The sequence below is a fragment of the Halomonas sp. GFAJ-1 genome, assembly GCF_000236625.2.
Taxonomy (GTDB): domain Bacteria; phylum Pseudomonadota; class Gammaproteobacteria; order Pseudomonadales; family Halomonadaceae; genus Vreelandella.
On the sequence record NZ_AHBC01000003.1, the window covers coordinates 16,252 to 38,836 of the forward strand.

A 22,585-nucleotide genomic window follows, 5' to 3' on the forward strand; every position below is an offset into this window, starting at 1 on the left:
TGGCAGACTCTCGCTATTCAGTGCAAGCCTTTCGCTTGCTATAGGCTGTCTTTCGCTAGTTGATTGAACTATTCCTGTGACGGTTTTTGGCGCCTACCAATCCTTCTTCCCAATCGCGGGGCTTCACCCTGCGTGTAATCACTACTGTAGCGTATTGGTGAGGGGGATGTTCTCTGCGCTGAGTACAAGGCATAAAAAAACGCCACAGGGTTACGCTGTGGCGTTTGAGTCATAATTGCAAAGTGAAGTTCAGTGGTGTTTTGCGGGCGCTCCGTTAGCAACATAGTAATCTACGTTAGCGCGAGGCAGGGGGGCGCGACCTCGAATGCGGTCGGCAATTTTTTCTGCCAGCATAATCGTCGGCGCGTTTAGATTGCCGGTAGGGATTACCGGGAAAAGCGATGCATCGACCACCCGCAATCCCTCAAGACCATGTACGCGGCCTTGGCTATCTGTGACGGCCATCGCGTCCTCGCCCATTCGGCAGCTACCGCAGGGGTGATAAGCGGTTTCGGCATGCTGTTTCACGAAAGCATCAAGCTGTTCATCCGACTGCACGTCAGGCCCGGGGGCGATTTCACGGCCACGGTACTTATCAAAGGCTGGCTGAGCGATGATTTCACGTGTGATGCGAATGGCATCCCGGAACTCTTGCCAATCTTTCTCTTTGGCCATGTAATTAAACAGAATGCTAGGCGCGGCATGTGGATCTTTCGAGGTAAGGCGAATCCGCCCGCGGCTTTCGGAGCGCATAGAACCCACGTGGGCCTGAAAGCCGTGAGCCTGCACCGCACTTTTGCCGTTGTAACTAATCGCGATGGGCAGAAAGTGGTACTGCAGGTTCGGCCACTCTTCTTCATCGCGGCTACGGATAAAGCCACAGGATTCGAACTGATTGCTGGCGCCAATGCCGGTGCCTTTAAATAGCCACTCAGCGCCGATTTTTGGCTGGTTATACCATTTCAGCGCCGGGTAGAGTGAGATCGGTTCTTCGCATTCGTACTGAATGTACATCTCCAGGTGGTCTTGGAGATTTTCGCCAACCCCGGGTAGTTCATGAACGACCGAAATGCCTAACTCTTCAAGCCACCCTGGGTTACCCACGCCTGAGCGTTGGAGAATCTGTGGTGAGGCAATCGCGCCGCCGCACAGCAGTACTTCTCGGAGGGCTCGGGCGTGGTGTACCTGGCCTTTTTGCTCATAGCGAACACCCACAGCGCGCTTCCCCTCGAACTCAATAACATCGGTCACCGCGTGGGTTTCTATGGTTAAGTTGCTGCGCTGCTTGGCGGTATCCAAGTAACCTCGGGCGGTAGACGCGCGTCGGCCTTTAGGTGTGACGAAGCGGTCCATTGGGCCAAAGCCCTCTTGCTGGTAGCCGTTAACATCTTCAGTTTCTGGGTAGCCTGCCTGCTTACAGGCTTCGATAAAGGTGCGGTAAAGCGGGTTGTTATTCGCTTTTGGTGTAGTGATGCTAACCGGGCCGTCGCCGCCGTGGTAGTCATTCGGGCCGATGTCGCGGGTTTCGCACTTTTTAAAGTAGGGCAGACAGCTAAGGTAGTCCCACTCTTCAAGGCCGGGTTGTTTGGCCCAGTTATCGTAGTCCAGTGCGTTGCCGCGGATGTAGCACATACCGTTGATGAGCGAGGACCCGCCTAGGCCCTTACCGCGCCCACACTCCATCCGGCGGCCATCCATATACGGTTCGGGATCGGTTTCAAACGCCCAATTGTAGCGTTTGCCCTGTAGTGGATAGGCCAGGGCCGCCGGCATTTGGGTACGAAAATCGAAACGATAATCAGGGCCACCAGCTTCGAGCAACAAAACACTAACGTCGCTATCTTCGGTCAGACGGGTAGCGAGTACGTTGCCCGCCGAGCCTGCCCCAATAATGATGTAATCAAATTCACGTGGTTGAGACATGAGCACTCCTTAAAACACCGACTCAAACGGGCCCATCTCGATCTGCACGGACTTGGTTTGCGTATAGTGATTAAGCGTCTCGACGCCGTTTTCACGCCCAATGCCAGACTCCTTATAGCCGCCTACCGGCATCTCGGAGGGGGACTCGCCCCAGGTGTTAATCCAGCAAATACCGGCTTCTAGCTGGTGAATGACGCGGTGAGCGCGGTTTAGACTTTCGCTAAAAACGCCTGCGGCCAAACCGTACTTGGTGTCGTTGGCGCGGCGGATCACTTCGTCTTCGTCATCAAACGCAAGCACGGACATCACCGGGCCAAAGATCTCTTCTTTGACGACGCGCATCTCATCGGTGCAGTCAGTGAAGATAGTGGGGGCTGCCCAAGCGCCTTTCGCCCATTCGCCGCTGTTCCATGTTTCGCCACCGGCCAGTACTCGCGCACCTTGTGCTTTGCCGAGCGCTATGTAGGAGAGTACTTTTTCCTGATGCTCAAAACTGACTAGTGGGCCGAAGTTGACGGTGGGGTCCATTGGGTCGCCTGCCTTAATGCGCTTGACGCGCTCTACCAGCTTGGCTTCAAAGGCATCTTTTATACTGTGCTCAACGAATACCCGCGTGCCGTTGGTGCAGATTTGGCCGCTGGAGTAAAAGTTGGCCATCATGGCGGCATCGGCGGCGCGATCAAGATCGGCGTCGGCAAATACGATCAGCGGTGATTTGCCGCCCAGTTCCATAGTGACATCTTTTAGCGTGGAGCCGCCGGCAGCCGCCATCACCTTTTTGCCGGTGGCCACTTCGCCGGTAAATGATACTTTTGCGATGCCAGGGTGCTCTGTGAGCATAGCGCCCACGCGGCCGTCGCCCTGAACCACGTTAAACACGCCGTTGGGCAAGCCAGCTTCGGTGAAAATCTCGGCCAGTTTCATCACCGTTAGCGGGGTAACTTCGCTAGGCTTAAACACTACTGCGTTACCGGCGGCCAGTGCAGGAGCGGCTTTCCAACAGGCGATTTGGATGGGGTAGTTCCAAGCGCCAATCGCACCAATCACGCCTAGCGGTTCACGACGGGTATATACGAATGAGCTGTCGCGCAGGGGGATTTGGCTGCCTTCAATGGCGGGTGCCAAGCCAGCGTAGTATTCAAGCGCGTCTGCGCCGGTCACGATATCCACGCTTGCCGTTTCACTGATCGGCTTGCCGGTATTGTGGGTTTCCAGCTCAGCTAACGCATCGTTGCGTTCACGCAGTAGCGCCACGGCACGCAGCAGGATGCGTGAGCGCTGCATGCCGCTCATGGCAGCCCACTCGCGCTGGCCTTTTTGAGCGGCAGAAACGGCGGCATCAACATCCGCTTGACTTGCTTGTCCGATGGTAGCGAGCAAGCTGCCATCAAAAGGATTGGTAACGGTAAATGTTTCGCCGGAGGTGGCGTCTACCGGGCGACCATCAATATAAAGGGGCTGTACGTCTTTAGTGGCCATGCTGGTCTCCTTAGCGAATATTAGTAGCGGTAGCTTCTTCTAAGCATCCGTGGTGTGTGAGCAACTGATTGAGATAGGTGTGCGCAAGGTGGCGCGCTTCTGCAGCGTCAAGACCATCTGGAGTAAGCGCGCCACGAAGCCACAAACCATCAATCATGGCGGCTAATCCTCTTGCCGCATTTCGGGCGTCAGGGCGGGGCATAACGCGCTGAAACTGATGGCATAAGTTCGCGTAGAGACGGCGGTCGTTGACGTATTGAAGGCGCTGAAGCATGGGCTTGTGCATGCTGCTTGCCCAAAAGGCGAGCCAGGTTTTAGCGGCTGGGCCGGTAACCTGGGTGCGGTCGAAGTTACCCTCGATGATGGCGCCAATGTGGGCGCGAGGGGAGTCATCTTCCAACGCATGACGACGAGCTGCGACAGCATCGCTGAGATCCGTCAAAATTTGCCGCATGGTGGCTTCGAGTAGACCATCCTTGCCGCCAAAGTAATGGCTAATAATGCCCGCAGAGACTCCTGCGTGACGGGCGATACGCATCACCGTTGCCTCAGCAAGGCCAACCTCATCAATGGCCGCCATTGTGGCTTTAATTAACTGCTGGCGGCGTATTGGTTCCATTCCCACCTTAGGCACAGCTATCTCCTAATGACGTTGAATGCCCGTTACTCCCAGCCTTGAAAAGCAGGGGTAGGCATGATTATCTAGTTATGATGACATTTTTTTATTGAACGTTCAATCAATAAAAATGAGTGTTAAACAGAGGCTGCGTACTAAAAGCAGTTTGCTAAATGCAGTGTGATGACAAACTAGAAAGGGGATTGATAATGATAAAACCGAACTACTCACGTGGTCTTGCCGCCCTTCTAATTACCGCAGGGTTACCCGCGGTAGCCTCTGCTAACGAGTGCAGCAGTGTCCGCTTTGCAGAAGTTGGTTGGACAGATATAACCGCGACCACCGCAATGGCAAGTGAAGTATTGGACGCGTTGGGCTACGAACCTCGCGTGGATACTGTCTCTGTACCCATTGCTTATGCGGGCATGCGAAATAATGATTTTGACGTCTTTCTAGGTAACTGGATGCCCTCTATGGCGTCTATTAGTGATCCTTACATTGAAAGCGGCGAAGTAGAGCGCCTAGTGGCAAATCTTGAAGGGGCAAAATATACCCTGGCGGTTCCCCAGTATGTTTACGATGCTGGCGTAACCTCGGTTAAGGATTTAGCGGAGCACGCCGACCAGTTTGAACACCGCTTGCACGGCATTGAGGCTGGCAATGATGGGAATGAACTGATTGAGCAAATGATCGACGACGATGCTTATGGTTTGGGTAACTGGCAAGTGGTCGACTCAAGCGAAGCGGGGATGCTGGCAGAGCTTCGTTCACGTGTGCCTAATGAAGAGTGGATGGTGTTTTTGGGGTGGGCGCCACATCCCATGAATACAAACTTTGACATAGCGTACCTAACCGACGCCGATGACTATTTCGGCCCTGACTTGGGGGGCGCAACGGTATACACCAATACCCGCGCAGGTTTTGTTGAAGAGTGCCCGAATGTAGGTGCGTTGCTACGCAATATGACGTTTACGTTGGAAATGGAAAACCAGCTGATGAGCGCGATTATGGACGATGGGGTAGAGCCGCGAGCTGCAGCACGTGCCTATCTCAATGAAAATACCGAGGTGCTTGATACGTGGTTAGAAGGCGTAACAACCCGCGACGGCGATGAAGCACTGCCCGCCGTTAAGGCCGCACTATAAGCACGCATGTGACCAAAGCAAAAGGCAGGCCGTTTTGGCTTGCCTTTTGTCTCTAATATAGGCATACTCTGCACCCGCTGATGTCGGAATGGCTACGTAGCTCAGCTGGTTAGAGCACATCACTCATAATGATGGGGTCCCCTGTTCAAATCAGGGCGTAGCCACCAATCAGCACTAATGCGTATTCTGATTTATGCATTGCAATGGTGGCCCCTTAGGTCCTCCCGCAACGCTAAACTGCAAACCCCGCCAGGCCCGGAAGGGAGCAACGGTAGCGGTGGCTGCGTGTGCCGGGATGTGGCTTTTGGGGCCGCCTCCATTTCTGTCGTTTCTCCTTCAAAATGGCACAAAATGTCCTGCTGCTGTCATATTTTGCCTTTTCTGTTGGCATAACCTACTTTTGTAGTAATAAAACAAAAATAGGTGTACTGCCATGTATACCCGTACCTTGCGTCCTTCCCCTATCAAGCACATCTATAAATTTGCCAGTCACAAGAATGGCAATGTCCAGACTGTTGAGTCCTCCCTCGAATTTAATGCCTGCTTTCATTTTGAATATGCCAACGAGGTAAGGTCCTTCATTGCTCAGCCAGAAGGCTTTTATTATCAATTTGAAGACAGGACTTGCTCTTACACACCCGACTTTGAGCTTTTCTGCCACTCAGGCAAGAAGGTGTTTGTTGAAATAAAGCCACCTCCAGAAGCTTTGAAACATGATTTCATCCAGCGTTTTACCGCTAAAAAAAAGGCGGTTGAAATGCTTGGCAAAGAGCTAATTCTAGTCACTGATCGTCAAATTAGTTCAATGCCAAAACTAAAAAATCTGAAGTTAATTAACCGATATGCAGGGCTTTACACTGAAGTGGTATCTCGTAAAAAAATTTACGAATGGATAAGAAAATTTCAGGGTTTAACTATTGCCGATATTTCTGAACTGAGTGGTGCTGACTCATCTGAAATCTTAGTTGATGTTATGTGGTTAGTCGCTTCGGGAAAGGTTTTCATAAATATTGAAGAAATTTTTGGATATGAATCCTTTTTTGGGTTGGAGCGAGCCATGAGTATTGATTTTTTTAATGATGAATTTCCGGACTTCCAAAATTGGAAAGCTTCCGCATTTGTAGATGCGCAATATATGACTGCTTCTGAGCATCTTTCTTATATTTCATTTGACTCGTTGAGCAACAAGTTGCAAGAGGAAGCTTATTACAAATATAAAGTTATTATGCTAGTTGGAGAGCGACTTCAAGGTGGTTGGACTAAAAAGAATATTGAGCCAATCATCAATTCCCTATTTGAGAAAGGTTATATTGAAAAAAAGCCATCCTATCGGAGTGTAGCACGGTGGCATAAGAGTTATGATCAAGACATTGGGCTGAAATCATTAGTGTCTGCGAAAGGGTTAATGAAAAGCCCTGGCAATTCAAAAAAAGATGATGCGGATTTTTATAAAAGAGCTGTGGAAGAAAAATTTCTCAAAAGAGAGAGGCCACATGTGTCTACCGCTTATTACCATTATTTTAACAATATACTATTATATAATAGGGCGCACCCTGATAATATTATTGAGCCTATAACAAAATCTGCATTTTACAAACGTGTAAAGAAAATGTCTCCCTACGAAGTAGAAGTTGGGCGTTTTGGTAAAGCAGAAGCCGATAAAAATTATCGTATTGTGAATAAGTTTTCCTCGCCAGAGCGCGTGATGGAACGCGTTGAGATTGATCATACACCCTTAGACTTAATTTTATTAGATGATACATTGCTCATACCTATCGGAAGGCCATATTTAACAATCTTAATAGACTGCCTTAGTAGGTGTATAATTGGTTTTTATCTTAGCTTTCAGGAGCCAAGTTATAACTCAGTAAGAAGCGGCATAATGAATGCTTGTTTAAATAAAGAGGGTGTTATTGAGAAATATCAGATGATCAAAAAAGATTGGCCTTGTCAAGGTAAAATTGAAACGCTAGTTGTGGATAATGGAGCTGAGTTCTGGTCAAGTAATTTAGAGTATTTCTGTGCTTCAGTTGGTATAAATATTGAGTTTAATCCTGTAGGTAAGCCTTGGAAAAAACCTTTAGTTGAAAGGCTATTTGCAATTTATAACTCTAAATTTGTAAAAGAAATACCGGGCACTACTTTTTCTAATGCACAAGAGCTATCTGGTTATAAACCTGAAAAAGATGCAGTTCTCCCTTTCTCATATTTCATTGAGCTAATGCATGTTTGGGTCGTAGATATTTATAATCAGTCTCCCAATAGCAGAATGACAAGAATTCCTGCTTTGTCTTGGGAAATGGGTTGTAAAAAATATCCTCCTCCTCTGTATAGTGGTTTTGAAGAAAAAATTTTTAAAATTGAAGCTTTTCCTACTGAGTCGCGCATCCTGAGAAAAGGAGGAATAAGCATTGATGGGATTGATTATACTAATGAAGAGTTAGTGGAGTATCGCAAGGTTACACCACCGCCACCTGGTAGCAAAGTAGTGAAGGTTGTTATTAAGAGAGATCCAGAGGATGTCTCTTACATATATGTTTATTTGGTAGAAAGAAAAGAGTATATCAAGGTTACAGCTGTTGATCCAGATTGCTTATATGATGGGCTGAGTATTTTTCAGCTAAAAGTAAGGCGTAAATTACGACGTAATTTCATAAACTCAAAAACTGATTATTTAGGTGTTGCTGAAGCCGAAAAATTGATTGACGATAGAGTGAGCGAGATTGCAGAGGAAGTGTCCGCTTCAAAGAAAAAAATTAAAGGAACTAAAAAGGCGGCAGCTTATTTTGGAATATCAAGTGAGAACCCCAGCTCTATCATGGATGGCTTTGCTAGTAAGGAAATAGTTAATATTGAGGAAGAAAGTAAGTCACACAGTGGTGTGAATCCAAATGACGAAGAATGGAAAAGAATTTCTGATGATTTAGAGCCGTACTCATGAGTATGTTAATTAGTAATGAAAAATTAGAGCAGCAAATTTATTTCAAGAATTGCTATGTTAAGCATTCGTCTGTTGCTAGAGCCATAAGTTCTTTAGAAATGCTTAAGGCTAATCATGCTCTAGGGGGTGAGCAACAGTGTATGTTAATAATAGGAGACCCTGGTTCAGGAAAGAGTAGATTGGTTCAAGAGTTCCAGTCTCAATATCCAGAGTATGTTGAAAATGATACGGTAATTAAGCCTGTACTTGCTTCAAGAATTCCAAGCAAACCAGATGTTGAAAGCATGTTGATACAGCTCATGATGGATTTAGGACAATTCGGGGCTGATACAAGGAGAGAGAGGCGGCGTGAAGCGGGTCTCGCTGAAGCGTTAGTCAAGATGTTAAAAAAGTGTAAAACTGAAATGATAATAATTAATGAATTTCAGGAACTGATAGAATTCAAATCCGTTGAAGAGCGGCAAAGAATAGCTAATATATTGAAGTTGGTAAATGAAAAGGCAAATATTCCTATAGTTCTGGTTGGTATGCCTTGGGCTGCTGAAATATCAAATGAACCCCAGTGGGCCTCACGCTTGGTGTGCACAATAGAGTTGCCTTATTTTAAATTTTTAAATTTAGAGGATAGAGTTGAGTTTACTCGTTTTATTAAAGGATTAGCGTCTAAAATGGGCTTTGAAAAACCTCCTGGTCTTCATAGTAATGAAATTTTGTTTCCTCTGTTTTCTGTTACACGAGGCGAGACAAGGCAAATTAAAAGAATTTTAGAAGCCGCGTTATGTGTGGCATTGTCAAAAAATGAGAACACAGTTTGTAAATATCATTTTGTAGATGCATGCGATAAAATTTTTGTAGGTATGAATAACCCTTTTAAGCTTGAGTTAGAAGATGTTCCGATTAGCGAAGTTTCTAAATACTCTTCATATAATCGTTATTCAACCGTGGAATCTGAAATGTTTGTGAGTACTCAATTCACGCGAAAAATTCCAACGAAAGAGCTTTTTTCAAAGACATAAGCAGCTTATTAAGACGCCATTCTCTAGTTACAGAATTGATGGGAGCTTTTTAAAGTATCATTGCTTTCTTGCTAAGAATCTCTTAGCATATTTTTGTGTCATCTTGCGCTAGCCTAGCGGCTTTCCAAGTAGCGATGGTGTTTTCATGGACAGTCCGCTTCCAGATCGCTTGAGAGCCGCCAGGCAAGCAGCGGGTATGACACAAAGGCAGTTGGGTGAATACCTCGGCATGGAGCCGAATCTGGCGAGTGCGCGTATGACGCAGTATGAAAAGGGGCAGCATGCGCCCAATTTCCAGTTGCTGAAGAGGCTTTCAGAGGCACTAGAGGTGCCCATCCCCTATTTTTTCTGCGAAGACGATACCGTGGCAGAATTGATCCTTGAGTTAGATAAACTCGACCCTGCAGAACGCCAACGCTTGTTGGAACAGCTTAAAAAGGGCAGTGCGCCTAGCGAAAGCTGATCTCGTTACTGATCAGCCGCCTGCAACTTCAACGTAATTGACCTTGATGAGCGCCTTTTGACTTCTTTCAGCTACAACTCTGATCTGATCGGCGGTGGACTGATGGTGCGCGAAAGCCGTGCCGTTGCCGATTTGCTGCTCTCTGATGCTGATGAAGGGCAGTGGCACCAGGCAATCATCGTTGATAACTACCTCCAGAAGAACCGTCCTGCCACTGCTAAACGTGCGGGGCAAGCTATTCGTAAACGCTTAGAAAAGCTGGAGCCACCTTTTTGGCAAGCACTGCGCGATGGCGACGACCAGCTCGCCACACAGGTGTCTTTTTGTGCAGCTATGGCGCGTAACCTGCTGCTCGTAGAATTTCTTGAAAGTGTCGTCACTGATGCATTCTTAACTCAGTCGGAGGCGCTTCAGGCCTACCAGTGGGATGAGTTTTTAGCTGAGCGTGCCCACCGCGATGAAGCAATAGCAGGATGGGCCGAAAGCTCCAAGCGTAAAATGGGGCAGGTGGTGTACCGTATGTTGGCAGAAGTCGGCGTATTGGCGTCCAGTCGCTCGCGCAAGTTACAGCCCTTGCTGTTACGGCCAGAAGTTAAAAGCTTGCTTGAAACCTACCAGCACGAACGGTTGCAGGCATGTTGCCGTCGGCTGCGTTAAATGTGCATGTTGCCTTCTTAACCTCGTTCTTTTCTTAAAAACCGTGCTTACGTCAAAACCCGACTAAGTAGACCTTGCAACGCAGGTGGCTAGCGGCATAGTCTTACCCAACCAGCCTTTTGCATTAGAAAAAGCTTTGCATCAAGCATGCTAGACACAGGGACGCATCCGCATGTCACAGAGTGATCAGTACCCACCCCCCAGCGGTTTTAACCACCACGAGGATGATCAGCTACGGGCGCGTTTGAACCAAGTTGCTGAGAAAATCACGCGTCCCGATTTTTTAGCGGGCCAGGGGTTGGGTAATGAACTGGGCTTCTGGATTTTCGATTACGCCCCAGAGCATGAACTACAGGTGCGTGCCTACCTGAACTTCCTCCCCTCATTAATGGCACGCCAGCACCCTGATATCAAAATGGCGCAGGTCAATCTGCTGGAAGTGCTAAAGGATTACCTGACCGAGCGCGGCTTCCTTGATAAAGCCATTGCCATGCAAAAAAGCAAAGGCGATGCGGCACTGCTTAAAGCGCTACGTGGGCCGCTGCACATGGACAAGTTCGCCCCATACCTTATCCGACACTCCTTGTCGCATGACCCTGATATTGTGCTGCTTACCGGTGTGGGTAGCCTATGGCCCATGGTGCGTGCGCACAGCTTGTTAAATGCCCTACACGGGCCGCTTGGCCATAAGCCTTTGGTACTCTTCTACCCAGGCCGATACGACGGGCAAACGATGTCGCTGTTTAAGCAGATCAAAAGCAACAACTACTACCGTGCGTTTGCGCTTGTGCCCTAGCGCAGCGGTCGGCGGCATTCGGTGTATTGTGTTCGCTCGGTGAGCAGTGGTCTTTGATATTGCGGTACCTCTCAGCCTGAAACACCCAGGGTTCAAACATTTACAGGACAGATATGCACATTCAAGAGCTCTTCCTCAAACCGCTCAGCCGGTCAATCAACGGCGTGGTCAAGGCCGACCAGCGTGACCAGGAAACCATCTACCAAGAGCTGGATGAGTATGTCGTCACCAACGAGTTAGAAAAGCACTTTCGCGCTTTTTTTGAATCCTACACCACCCCCTTGGATGACCCTTCCATCGCCAACCGCGTGGGCGTTTGGGTCAGCGGCTTTTTTGGGTCGGGTAAATCCCACTTTTTGAAAACGCTCTCTTACCTACTCGCCAACACGGAAGCGTTTGACGCCAACGGCCAAGCCAAGCGAGCCGCCGACTTTTTTGATGAGCAAAAGCTGGTCGATAGCTCTATCCGGGCTGATATCGACAAGGCCGTTCGTGAACCGGCCCATGTGGTGCTATTCAACATCGACAGCAAGGCCAGCTCGAACGACGATGGCAACCCCATCCTCAACGTCTTCTTGCGCGTGTTTAACGAACATCAGGGCTTTAGCTCCGATTACCCGCACATTGCCCACATGGAACGCCACCTGGAAAAGCGCGGCGTGTATGAGCGTTTCAAGCAAGCCTTCAACGACGCCAGCGGCGTGGTGTGGGAAGAGGAGCGCGACGGCTATCAGTTCTACCAGGATGATATCGAGCAAGCGATTGGCGCAGCGCTCGATCTCTCTCCTGAAGCGGCGCATAAATGGTTTGAGGAGTCTGAAACCAACTTTAGCGTCTCGGTAGAAAACTTCTGCCACTGGGTAAAAGAGTTTTTGGAGTCGCAGTCAGCGACCCAGCGCATGGTGTTCATGGTCGATGAAGTCGGCCAGTTTATTGGCAGCGACACGCGCTTAATGCTGACCCTGCAAACGCTCACCGAAAACCTCGGCACGATCTGCGGTGGTCGCGCCTGGATCGTGGTCACCTCCCAAGCCGATATGGACGCCGTACTAGGGGAGATGACCGCGTCAAAAGCCAACGATTTCTCCAAGATCGCCGGGCGCTTTAAAACCCGCTTATCGCTCTCAAGCTCCAACTCCGATGAAGTGATCCGCAAGCGCCTATTGGTGAAAACCGACCCAGCACGCGCCGAGCTGGAAGGCGTGTTTGAGGCCAAAGGCTCGATTCTGCGTAACCAGCTGACCTTTGACCGCTCTGGCCCCACGCTGAAAAATATCGAAGGCGTCGAGAGCTTTATCGCCAATTACCCCTTTGTGCCATACCACTTTCAGCTGGTGCAAAAAGTCTTTGAAGAGATCCGCAAGGTAGGGGCGACCGGCGCGCACCTGGCCTACGGCGAGCGCTCGATGCTCGATGCGTTCCACATGGCTGCCAAAGCCGTGCAGGAGAAAACGATTGGCGCACTGGTACCGATGCACTGCTTCTACACAGCGGTAGAGGGCTTTCTCGATACAGCGGTAAAACGCACCATTGATCAGGCCAGCGAAAACCCCGTGTTAGAGGCGTTTGATGTCGAAACCCTACGCACGCTGTTTATGATCCGCTATGTGGATTTGGTCAAAGGCACGGTCGATAACCTAGTCACACTCTCGCTGACCCAAATTGACGATGACCGTATTGCCATTCGGGAGCAGCTGGAAGCCACCCTGGCACGGCTGGAAAAAGAGAGCCTGATTACTCGCAACGGCGATGAGTACCAGTTCCTCACCAATGAAGAGCGCGACATCACCCGCAAGATCAAAGCCACCGAAGTCACCAGCAGCGACGAGAACAAAGAGCTTTCCAGCCTGATTTTCAAAGATCTGCTGCGTGACCGCACCAAGTACCGCTACTCGGTCAACAAAACCGACTACAGCATAGGCCGCTACCTGGATGGCCACACCCTGGATAGCCGCTACCAGAGCCAGCTAAGGGTAGAGGTAGTCTCACCGCTCGACGTGGAGTACGTTCAGCTAAGCGAAGCGGGCTGCATTCACAAAAGCGGCGATAACGGCGGGCAGGTGCTGATTAAGCTGCCCGACGACAAGCGCTTTACCGACGAACTGCGCACCCTGCTAAAAACCGATAAGTTTATCCGCCTGAACCTATCGGCTAACGACCACAGCGTGGAGCGCATTCTGGCCGACCGTGGCCGTGAAAACCAGGAGCGCAAAAAGCGCCTGCGTGTGCGTTTAGAAGAGATGCTGCTGGATGCGGACGTTTACGCGCTTGGCCAGAAGCTCGATCTCAGCCGAGGCCAGCTCAACACCCGTTTAGACGACGCTTGCCGCTACCTGCTAGAAAACACCTACAACAAGCTAAGCCAGCTCACAGTGCTCAGCCCCGAGCCCATGCGCGAGCTGCAGGCCGTATTAACCGCCGATGACCTGGGCACCCAGAACCTCAACCTAGACGGCGAGGAGGGCAATGCCCAAGCGGTGAAAGAGGTAGAGCAGTATATTTCGCTGCACGGCGGCGAGCCGGTGCCATTGAACCCGCTGATTGAGCGCTTTAGCAACCGACCTTTCGGCTGGCCAGAAGGTGAAACGCTGCTGATTCTAGGCCGCCTGCATGCTGCCGGGCGCTTAACCTTCCATACCGCTGGCCCCGCGCTGAGCGGTAAAGAAGCCTTTGAGCTACTCAACAACGCCCGCCGCCGCAGTGAAGTGCGCCTCCAGAAAAAGCGCCAAACCGAAGATGCGGTGCTTAACAAAGCCCGTAACCTCACCAAAGAGCTATTCGGCCAGCTAGGCCCCACCAGCGAAAAAGAGCTGTTTAGCTATTACGTAGACCGCTTATCCCACTGGCGGCGTGAGCTAGAGGCGTATAAAAGCAAAACCGACGTGGGCAACTTTCCTGGCCGCAACGCCATTGAAAACTCCCTGCGGGAAGTGGAGCGCCTGCTGCGCCTAGACGACAGCTTTGATTTCTTTAAAACCATTGCCAGCCAGCAAGACACCCTGCTCGATGTAGAAGAGGACTACCGCGATCTCAGCGACTTCTTCACCAAGCAGCTGACTACTTGGCAACAGCTTGAGCAAGCGCTTAACCGGTTTGCGGTGAACCGCCTAGAGCTTGAGAAAAACACCCAGGCCCAGCAAGCGCTGGCCGAGTGTGAGCGCATTTACCGCGCCGACGCCCCCTACGCCATGCTCAATAAAGTGGATGGCCTGGTACGCACGCTGGATGAGATCAACAGCGGCCTAGTAGAAGAAAAACGCCAGCACGCCATTGCCCGTATCGATACGCGCATCGCCAAGGTGAGCGCTGAAATAGCCAAAAGCGGCATCGGCACCGCTGAACTCAGCAACCGCTTGCTGCACCCGCTGCAGCAGCTAAAAGCCTCCGTGAATCAATCGGTCAGCATCGCGCAGATCTACCAGCTGCAAACCGAAACCGCCGTCGAGGAAGAAGAAGCCAGCCTGGAGGCACTGCACAATGCCCAGACTGAAGCCGCCAAGCGGCAGCCGCCTACGCCTGCGGGAGACGCCACAACACCGGTACCTGAGAACCCCAAACCAGCCACACAGACGGCACCACGGGATACAACCTACGGCCCGCACACCGCAACAGCCCCGGCAGCGGTGAATGCCCCCAAACCTGTGGCAAGAGTGCGTGTAAGTGACGTACTTAGCCGCGTCCATAGTGGGGTGTACCTGGAAAGCCAAGCGGAAGTCGATGCGTTTATGGACGAGCTGAGAAAAGAGCTGGAAGGGTCACTTTTAGCGGGCAAACGGGTACAGGTGCGGTAGCGCCTGGATAGGTTGGTTGGCAAAAACAGCAGCGTTGCTAAAAGGAGTGCCGCATGACACATAGCCTTTCTACCCGCGCCGACTATCAGGCCTGGCTGGGCAGCATTAAGCAGCGTGTGCAGTCTGCTCGTATGCGGGCAGCACTAGCGGCGAATGGCGAACTGATCGCACTCTACTACGAACTGGGCGCTCAGATTGTCGAACGAGAAACCCAGGCACAGTGGGGCAGTGGTTTTATTAACGCTTTCAGCAACGACCTACGCCACGCGTTTCCAGAGGTTGGTGGGTTTTCTCCCAAAAACCTGCGCTACTGTCGAGCTTTCTTCCGGTTTTACTGTGACCCTGCAATTTGGCAACAGGCTGTTGCCAAATTGGCCGACACGCCCTGGGCCGGTATAGATGCCGATCGTGCTGGCTTACTGGCCCAAACGCCCTGGGGGCATAATATCCAGATTTTCAGCAAATGCGCTGACCTAAGCGAAGCCCATGGGCGTCAGTGAATACAACCTGGTTGAGACCTTGCCAGACAACCTCAAAGGCTCGCTGCCCACCGTAGAAGAAATTGAACAAGATTTACGGCAGCGACAAGAGGGAATGGATGAATGATTTTTTGCCAGCCAGAGCGCATCACACACTGCTGTCCCGTGTTCTAGGACGCGGGACAAAGAAGCGGAAAGAAACATGAAAAGTCAACGAGGCACCTATGTCCACCGCGACCATTGAACAGCGCCTAAGCGAGCCAGAAGGTAAGCAGCTTGAGTTCAAGCGCGACCTGTCATCGCCCAAGCCCCTGATGAAAACCTTGGTCGCTTTTGCCAACACTGCAGGTGGCCAACTGATTATTGGTGTTGACGACGACGGCACGGTGCTAGGCGTGGATGATCCGCTGGATATGGAAGAGCGCCTTACCAGCATGATCGCGGATGCCATTCACCCTCGGCTACTGCCCAATATTGAACTGGTTAGCGTGGGTGAACATACCCTGGTGTGTATTGAGGTGTTTTTGAGTAGTGCTCGCCCCCACTTTTTCAAAGCGCTTGGCGAAGAAAACGGCGTGCTGGTGCGGCTCGGTTCTAGTAATCGGCAGGCGGGGTTGGCGCTCATCCATGAGATGCAGCGTCAAGCGAGCGGCACTACGTTTGACGTTCAGGCCATGCCCGAGCTGAGCCGTGACGACCTTGACCAAAACGCCATACAGCAAGCCTTTCGCAGCGAACAACCGCTTGATGACAACAAGTTACGAACATTACGGCTACTTGTCTCGTATCAAGGTCGTCTAGTACCCAGCGTGGGCGGAATTTTACTGTTTGGCCGCGAGCGCCAATGGCACTTTGAAGATGCCTGGATTCAGTGCGGGCGTTTTCGCGGTAACGATAAGGTCGAGATTTTCGACCAGACAGATATTCACGCGCCGCTACCCCAAGCGGTAGATGACATCGAGCTGTTTCTTAAAAAACATGCCTTTAAGCAGGCAGAGTTTGGTTCCATGCGCCGCCGCGATGTGTGGAGCATTCCACTGACCATCTTGCGTGAAGCGATTATTAACGCCTTGGTACACAGCGACTACTCCCAACGCGGCAGCCCCATACGCATTGCGTTTTATGACGACCGGATCGAGATTGAAAGCCCAGGACTACTGATGCCCGGCATGACCATTGAAGACATGAAACGCGGCGTCTCCATGATTCGCAACCCAGTGATTGCCCGTGTGTTTCGTGAGCTTGGGCTGATAGAGCAGTGGGGCAGCGGCGTGAAGCGTATTTTCTCGGAAGCCCAAGTCCAAGGGCTGCCTGAACCGCATATTGAAGAAATTGCCAATCGCGTGCGTTTGAGTATTCGGCTGGCAACGCCGGTTTCTATCCAGCAGTCAGCTTCAGTGACCCAGGCTGAGTCAGTGCAGTCAGAGTCACGGCTAGAGTCACGGCTAGAGTCACGGCTAGAGTCAGCGCTGGCAGCCAGAGTGCTGTTGATACTGCAGCAGGAGCCGCTGGGGAAAGCTGCCATGGCGCGTGAGCTGGGTCACAAGGGCGTTTCCGGTGAGCTCAATAAACAAGTAGGCAATTTACGCCAGCAGCAGCTGATCGAAATGACGCTGCCCGAAAAGCCCAATAGCCGCCTTCAACAATACCGCTTAACCCCTCAAGGCCAGCGCTTTTTGCAAGACACTTTTAAGGATTCACCATGAACACCGCCAACATCAAAAAATACGCACCCAAAGCCCGCGCCCGCTTTATCGACACCATGACGCGCCAGGCGGCCCGTGTGGGCATTAGCCCGGATGAAAATAGCCCAGATGGCAATGGCGGTGCGGTGATTGCCCCCTTGGAGCAAAAGGGCGACGTGTTGGTGATGACCGCCCAGGATGGCCAAACGCACACCGTGCCCGCCCACTTGAAAGGCGCACGGGAAGCGCTGGCCGCGTGGGTGCAGCGCGATGGCTTTACCCAAGCGATAGAGCAGGCCGCCTATAGCTGGTTCAACCGCCTGTGCGCCATTCGCTATATGGAGATTCACGGCTACCTGGACCACGGCCGCCGTGTGCTGAGTGGGGCAGGGGGCGAAGCCGGGCAGTTCCAGATTCTGGAGGAATGCTTAGAGGTAGACCTACCAGGGCTGGACACCGCCCGTGTGCGGGAACTCAAACTTGATGGCACCCAGGATGAAACCCTCTACCGCGAGCTGCTGCTGGCCCAGTGCCACGCCCTGCATGAGGCCATGCCGTTCCTGTTCGAACCGCTGGACGACGCCAGCGAACTGCTGCTGCCCAACAACCTGACCAAAACCGACTCGCTCATCCGCGAGCTGGTCGAAGCCATTCCTGAAGCCGACTGGCAGGATGTCGAAGTGATTGGTTGGCTCTACCAGTTCTACATCAGCGAGAAAAAAGACCAAGTGATCGGCAAGGTGGTGAAAAGCGAAGACATCCCCGCCGCCACTCAGCTGTTCACCCCCAACTGGATTGTGCAATACCTGGTGCAGAATTCGGTAGGCCGCCAGTGGCTGCAAACCTACCCTGCATCAACGCTCAAGGCCGAGATGCCGTACTACATCGAGCCCGCCGATCAGGAACCTGAGGTGCAGGCTCAGTTGGACGCCATCACCCCGGCCAGCCTCGACCCTGAAAGCATCAAGGTGCTCGACCCCGCCTGTGGCTCCGGCCACATTCTGGTGGAAGCCTACAACGTGTTGAAGGCGATCTACGAAGAGCGCGGCTACCGTACCCGCGACATCCCCCAGCTGATTCTGGAAAACAACCTGTTCGGCCTGGATATCGACGACCGCGCCGCCCAGCTGGCGGGCTTTGCGCTGTTGATGAAAGCCCGCGAAGACGACCGCCGCATTTTAACCCGCTTGGTTGATAACAAGGTGCGCCTGAACGTGTTGGCCATGCAAAGCAGCCAACACCTGGATGCCAATACCCTATGGCGCGATCTCAACCTCACCGGCGACTGGCACCAGGGCCAATCTCAAAGCCTTTTTGAAAGCGAACAGCAGAACCTTTCCAGCAACGACCGCACTTACAAGCTGATGGCCGACTTGATTGAGCGCTTTCAAGAAGCCAAAACCTTCGGCTCGCTGATTGAAGTACCCAATGAATGGGAAGCACCGCTGAAAGATCTGCTGGAGGAACTGAGCGAACTCACCAATAGCGGCGATATGATGCAGAAAGCCGCCGCCCAGCGGTTGTTACCCATTGTGCAGCAGGCTTGGGTGTTGGCGCAGCGCTATGATGCGGTGGTGGCGAACCCGCCCTATATGGGCAGTAAAGGCATGAACAAGGCGCTGAAGGATTACGCCAAAAAAGCCTACCCAAGCAGTAAGTCAGATTTGTTCGCGATTTTTATGGAGCACGCCTTTAGCCTACTAGCACCGCAGGGTTACAACGCCCAGATCAATATGCAGGCGTGGATGTTCCTTTCCAGCTACGAAAAACTGCGTGAATGGCTGCTGGATAACACCACCATTATCACTATGGCGCACCTGGGTGGCAGAGCCTTTGACAGCATTAGCGGCGAAGTCGTCTCGGCCACCGCCTTTGTGATGGAGAAAATCGCCAAGCCGGATTATCAGGGTGCCTACCTGCGGCTGGTGGACGGGAAATTTGAAGCCGAGAAAAAGGGCGCACTCCTCGAAGCCATTCAGAATCGCGACTGCGGCTGGTGCTATGACGCCAAGCCGGATGATTTCAAGAAGATTCCGGGGAGTCCGGTGGCTTATTGGCTTAGTGGAAAAATTGCTAATGTTTTTGATGAACAAAGCATTGGTCTTCAAAAGAATATTAATGCAGCAGTTGGGTTGTTTACATGTAATAACGCGATTTTTATGAGATATTGGTATGAAGTCTCTTTGTCTGGCATTGATTTAAATGCTACTAAGGAAAGCGATTTTTTAGAAAGAAAATGGGTTCCTTATAATAAAGGTGGTTCATTTAGAAGATGGTTTGGAAATATTGAACATATTGTTAATTATTACGACCATGGTAAGCTGATTCGAGAATATCGAAAGGAGTCAGGTCAGTCATACTCATTGCCTGGCGCAATCAACTATTTTAAAGAGGCTGTTACCTGGACTGATCTGACCAGTGGTTATCTTTCCATGCGATACATGCCTAGTGGCTGTATTTACGATGTCTCCGGGCACGCGGCAACATTTTCATCAAATTCTGAACTATATAAAATATTAGGGTACTGCAATACAAAGTTTGTCGAGAAAAGCAGTAAGGTTATTAATACATCATTTCATTTTCAAATCGGTGACTTTAAAAGGCTTCCTCATCCATCAAAGCTAAGTATTTTGAAAAATGAAATCGTCAAAAGATTAATCACAATTTCTAAAGCGGATTGGGAAGCATATGAGAATTCATGGAGCTTTACCTTCCTGCCTCTCCTTAGACAAGGAGGCTGTCAATTGGCCTCAATTGAGACTGCTTACGGAACTTTACGTGCTGAATGGCACGAAACAACTTTAGAGATGCAAAAGCTTGAGGAAGAAAACAATCACGATTTTATCGAATCATATGAATTGCAAGACGAGCTAACGTCAGAAGTCCCTCCAGAAGAAATTTCTCTTTCTTGCAACCCGCACTATCGGTATGGCGGGAATCGCAGCGAGGAAGAGCTGGAAACTTTGCTCCAGTGCGATACCTTGAAAGAGCTGCTCAGTTATGCCATCGGCTGCATGATGGGCCGCTACTCGCTGGATAAGCCCGGACTAATCCTTGCCAGCCAGGGCGAAACCGTCTGCGATTACCTTGCCCAGATCCCCGAGCCCAGCTTCGCCCCGGATGGTAACGCCATCATTCCGCTCACTGATCAGGAGTGGTTTCCCGACGATGCCACCAACCGTTTCCGCGACTTCGTGCGCACTGTATGGGGCGACGACTCTTTACCAAATGGCCGCAGCGCTCTGCAAGAAAACCTCGAATTCGTCGCCGAAAGCCTCTGCCTGCACGCCATCAAGCCGAAGAAAGGCGAAGCTGCGCTGGAAACCATCCGCCGCTACCTCAGCACACAATTCTTCAAAGACCACCTGCGCACCTACAAGAAACGCCCCATCTACTGGCTGTTTTCCTCCGGCAAGCAGAAAGCCTTCGAGTGCCTAGTCTACCTGCACCGCTACAACGAAAGCACCCTCGCCGAGATGCGCACCGACTACGTCATCCCGCTCACCACCAAGCTCGCCAGCTACGTGGAAAAGCTAGAACAAGACAAAGACGCCAGCACCTCCGCCGCCGAGACGAAACGCATCGAAAAAGAATTAAGCAAGCTCTACAAACAGCAAGCAGAACTCAACACCTTCGACGAGAAGCTGCGTCACTATGCCGACCAACGTATCTCGCTGGATCTGGATGATGGTGTGAAGGTGAATTATGGGAAGTTCGGGGATTTGTTGGCGGAAGTGAAGGTGGTGGTTGGTAAAGATGCATAGCTCATCTTCTTTTATCTAGAACCTTATAACTTGATTATTCAGGCATTGAAGACCATGAGAGAAGAGGTTTTACAGTGACAGCGTATCAAAAATATCTAGAGTCACTACATAGTTGCCGAACGATGGCGAGCAGCGAATACAAGGCATCTCAAGAATTTCTCAGTCGTTGTGACACGGCAATAAATGATTTGAGCATAGACCTTAAGCGAGTTGTTGATTATGCAAGCGGTTCTTTAGCCACAACTAGCGAGCTTAGAGTTGGCCTTCAGAGTATCAAGGATGACCTGGATAAGGAATACGAAGCATTAGAAGAAAAGCGCAATTACAGCCTGAAAAACCAGAAAAAAAGGTTGGGTTTTTTTAATGTCATGTTGTTTGGGAAAACCATGTCAGGCAAGAGCACTATACGAGAAGCAATCACTCATGGTGATGGAAGTACGATAGGTAAGGGTGCGCAGAGAACAACACGTGATGTAAAAGAATACGAATGGAATAATTTACGCATTATTGACACCCCAGGTTTTGGGGCCTATGACGGAAAAGAAGATACTGAGATAGCAAGGGAGATATTGGAGCTATCGGATGTTGTATTGTTTTTGCTAAATAGTGACAGTATCCAAGATACTACTTTCACTGAGCTTGAGCATGTTTATAATTTAAACAAGCCTCTCATATTTGTTATGAATATGAAGAAGGATTTAGAGAGTGAAGGCAATCGGCGTAGAGCGCTTAAAAATCCAGCTAAATATATCTATAAAGAAGACGTTATAAATGGTCATGTTGAAAGATTAAAAGATTTGGCTAGTCGAGCTGGAATGAATCCAAATAATATAAGTGTAGTTGCCATTCATGCTCAATCAGCCTTCCTCGCTAATAAGATGCAGGGAGAAGAGTCTAGGCAACTGCATGAACTAAGTAACATCGATTTGCTGTTAAAGAAACTCCAGAAAGAAGTGGAAGTTAGCGGCCCTGTAAGACGCGTGCAAACTTTTCTAGATTCTACTCTTCATCATATTGATACACAGAGAATTATTCTGCTCAGTCAGCGTGATAGACTTGATAAATTGCTTGAGCAGTACGAATCAAGTTTAGGTAGGGTGTCTCAATGGCAGTCTAAGGTAGAGCGTGACTTACCCAAACGCTTGGCTCAGGAAGTTGACTCTGCTTTCAAGCCCCTTGTTAATTCAATTGCTGATTTTGTGGATGATCATATCGAAAGCAAAAATGCAAATACGCAATGGGAGATGCATTGTAAGAGGTTCGATATACCTAATAAAGTTGAGCAGGCAACTAAAGATGTCGTGGAGGAAGTTGTAGTCGAGATTAATGAATTTAAAAAAGAAATGAAGGAGAGTTTAGATGTTACTCTATCGTTTGAGATTTCACATAAGGGCGGAAGTTTTAACGAAGCTGATTATAGAAGAATAAATGGGTGGGGTGCTGCTATAACCTCAGTTGTAAGTTCTGTTGCTTTTTTTAACTCTTGGAATCCAGTGGGTTGGGCTGCTTTAGGCATTGTTGTTGTGTTTAGTATTTTTTCATTTTTTTCTGATGGTCGTGACAAAAAACTTAAGGAAGCAAAGTCAAAGCAGAGAAAGAGCCTTCTTGAAGAGGTTGAGAAAAGTAAGTCTAAAACAAAAAAAAGTCTCATGATGTGGTTTGAAAAAGAAATAAAAAAAGAGTTAGTTAGTCCAGCTAAAAACAATTTACTTGTGTTATGTGGCTCTATAAAAGAGATCTCTAAAAATCTTGAAGAAAAAGAGGAGAAAATAAATAATGTGGCTCAAGAGATAAATATAAGACTATTGCATAAGGTTGCATTTATCATAA

General features: G+C 50.0%; 14 protein-coding genes, 1 tRNA gene and 1 other RNA gene. 13 read left to right on the plus strand and 3 right to left on the minus strand.

Annotated elements, in window-relative coordinates:
- Positions 1-249: 249 nt before the first annotated feature.
- The 3 genes from betA to betI are packed head-to-tail and all read right to left on the minus strand — an operon-like array spanning position 250 to position 4,021.
- Positions 250-1,923, minus strand: coding sequence for a choline dehydrogenase (gene betA / locus MOY_RS01245; RefSeq protein ID WP_009095629.1), 1,674 nt, complete (start codon positions 1,921-1,923; stop codon positions 250-252).
- A 9-nt stretch (positions 1,924-1,932) separates the two neighbouring features.
- A complete protein-coding gene (gene betB / locus MOY_RS01250) occupies positions 1,933-3,402 on the minus strand; it encodes a betaine-aldehyde dehydrogenase (protein WP_009095631.1) in 1,470 nt (489 codons plus the stop codon).
- 10 nt (positions 3,403-3,412) lie between these two features.
- The gene (gene betI, locus MOY_RS01255; protein WP_009095634.1) at positions 3,413-4,021 is read right to left on the minus strand and encodes a transcriptional regulator BetI; all 609 of its coding nucleotides are present in this window, start codon (positions 4,019-4,021) and stop codon (positions 3,413-3,415) included.
- Between the two features lie 206 nt (positions 4,022-4,227).
- Between betI and MOY_RS01260 the strand changes: the two genes are divergently transcribed.
- From MOY_RS01260 to MOY_RS01315, 13 genes are all read left to right on the plus strand, one after another.
- Positions 4,228-5,163 carry a choline ABC transporter substrate-binding protein gene (locus MOY_RS01260; RefSeq protein WP_009095635.1) on the plus strand — a complete coding sequence of 312 codons (936 nt, stop codon included), beginning with the start codon at positions 4,228-4,230 and terminating at the stop codon, positions 5,161-5,163.
- Between the two features lie 90 nt (positions 5,164-5,253).
- Positions 5,254-5,330 (plus strand) — tRNA-Met (locus MOY_RS01265).
- A 46-nt stretch (positions 5,331-5,376) separates the two neighbouring features.
- An RNA gene (ffs, locus tag MOY_RS16785) (signal recognition particle sRNA small type) lies at positions 5,377-5,473 on the plus strand.
- A 123-nt stretch (positions 5,474-5,596) separates the two neighbouring features.
- Positions 5,597-8,104, plus strand: a complete 2,508-nt coding sequence (locus tag MOY_RS01270) for a Mu transposase C-terminal domain-containing protein (protein WP_009095638.1) — start codon at positions 5,597-5,599, stop codon at positions 8,102-8,104.
- Complete coding sequence (locus tag MOY_RS01275) at positions 8,101-9,120, plus strand: TniB family NTP-binding protein (protein ID WP_009095640.1); 1,020 nt, start codon at positions 8,101-8,103, stop codon at positions 9,118-9,120. Before MOY_RS01270 ends, MOY_RS01275 begins: the two co-directional genes overlap by 4 nt.
- 145 nt (positions 9,121-9,265) lie before the next feature.
- A complete protein-coding gene (locus MOY_RS01280) occupies positions 9,266-9,583 on the plus strand; it encodes a helix-turn-helix domain-containing protein (RefSeq protein ID WP_009095642.1) in 318 nt (105 codons plus the stop codon).
- Positions 9,584-9,640: 57 nt separating this feature from the next.
- A complete protein-coding gene (locus tag MOY_RS01285) occupies positions 9,641-10,240 on the plus strand; it encodes a DUF1819 family protein (protein ID WP_009095644.1) in 600 nt (199 codons plus the stop codon).
- Between the two features lie 172 nt (positions 10,241-10,412).
- Entirely contained in the window at positions 10,413-11,036 is a 624-nt protein-coding gene (locus MOY_RS01290; RefSeq protein WP_009095647.1) for a DUF1788 domain-containing protein, read from the plus strand.
- A 113-nt stretch (positions 11,037-11,149) separates the two neighbouring features.
- Positions 11,150-14,827 carry a BREX system P-loop protein BrxC gene (gene brxC / locus MOY_RS01295; protein ID WP_009095648.1) on the plus strand — a complete coding sequence of 1,226 codons (3,678 nt, stop codon included), beginning with the start codon at positions 11,150-11,152 and terminating at the stop codon, positions 14,825-14,827.
- Between the two features lie 53 nt (positions 14,828-14,880).
- A complete protein-coding gene (locus MOY_RS01300) occupies positions 14,881-15,327 on the plus strand; it encodes a DUF1016 N-terminal domain-containing protein (protein WP_009095649.1) in 447 nt (148 codons plus the stop codon).
- A 203-nt stretch (positions 15,328-15,530) separates the two neighbouring features.
- Positions 15,531-17,012, plus strand: coding sequence for an AlbA family DNA-binding domain-containing protein (locus MOY_RS01305; RefSeq protein WP_009095652.1), 1,482 nt, complete (start codon positions 15,531-15,533; stop codon positions 17,010-17,012).
- A complete protein-coding gene (gene pglX, locus MOY_RS01310) occupies positions 17,009-20,755 on the plus strand; it encodes a BREX-1 system adenine-specific DNA-methyltransferase PglX (RefSeq protein WP_009095655.1) in 3,747 nt (1,248 codons plus the stop codon). Before MOY_RS01305 ends, pglX begins: the two co-directional genes overlap by 4 nt.
- 122 nt (positions 20,756-20,877) lie before the next feature.
- Positions 20,878-22,585 (plus strand): GTPase (locus MOY_RS01315; protein ID WP_050949548.1); only part of this gene is annotated, 1,708 nt, incomplete at its 3' end.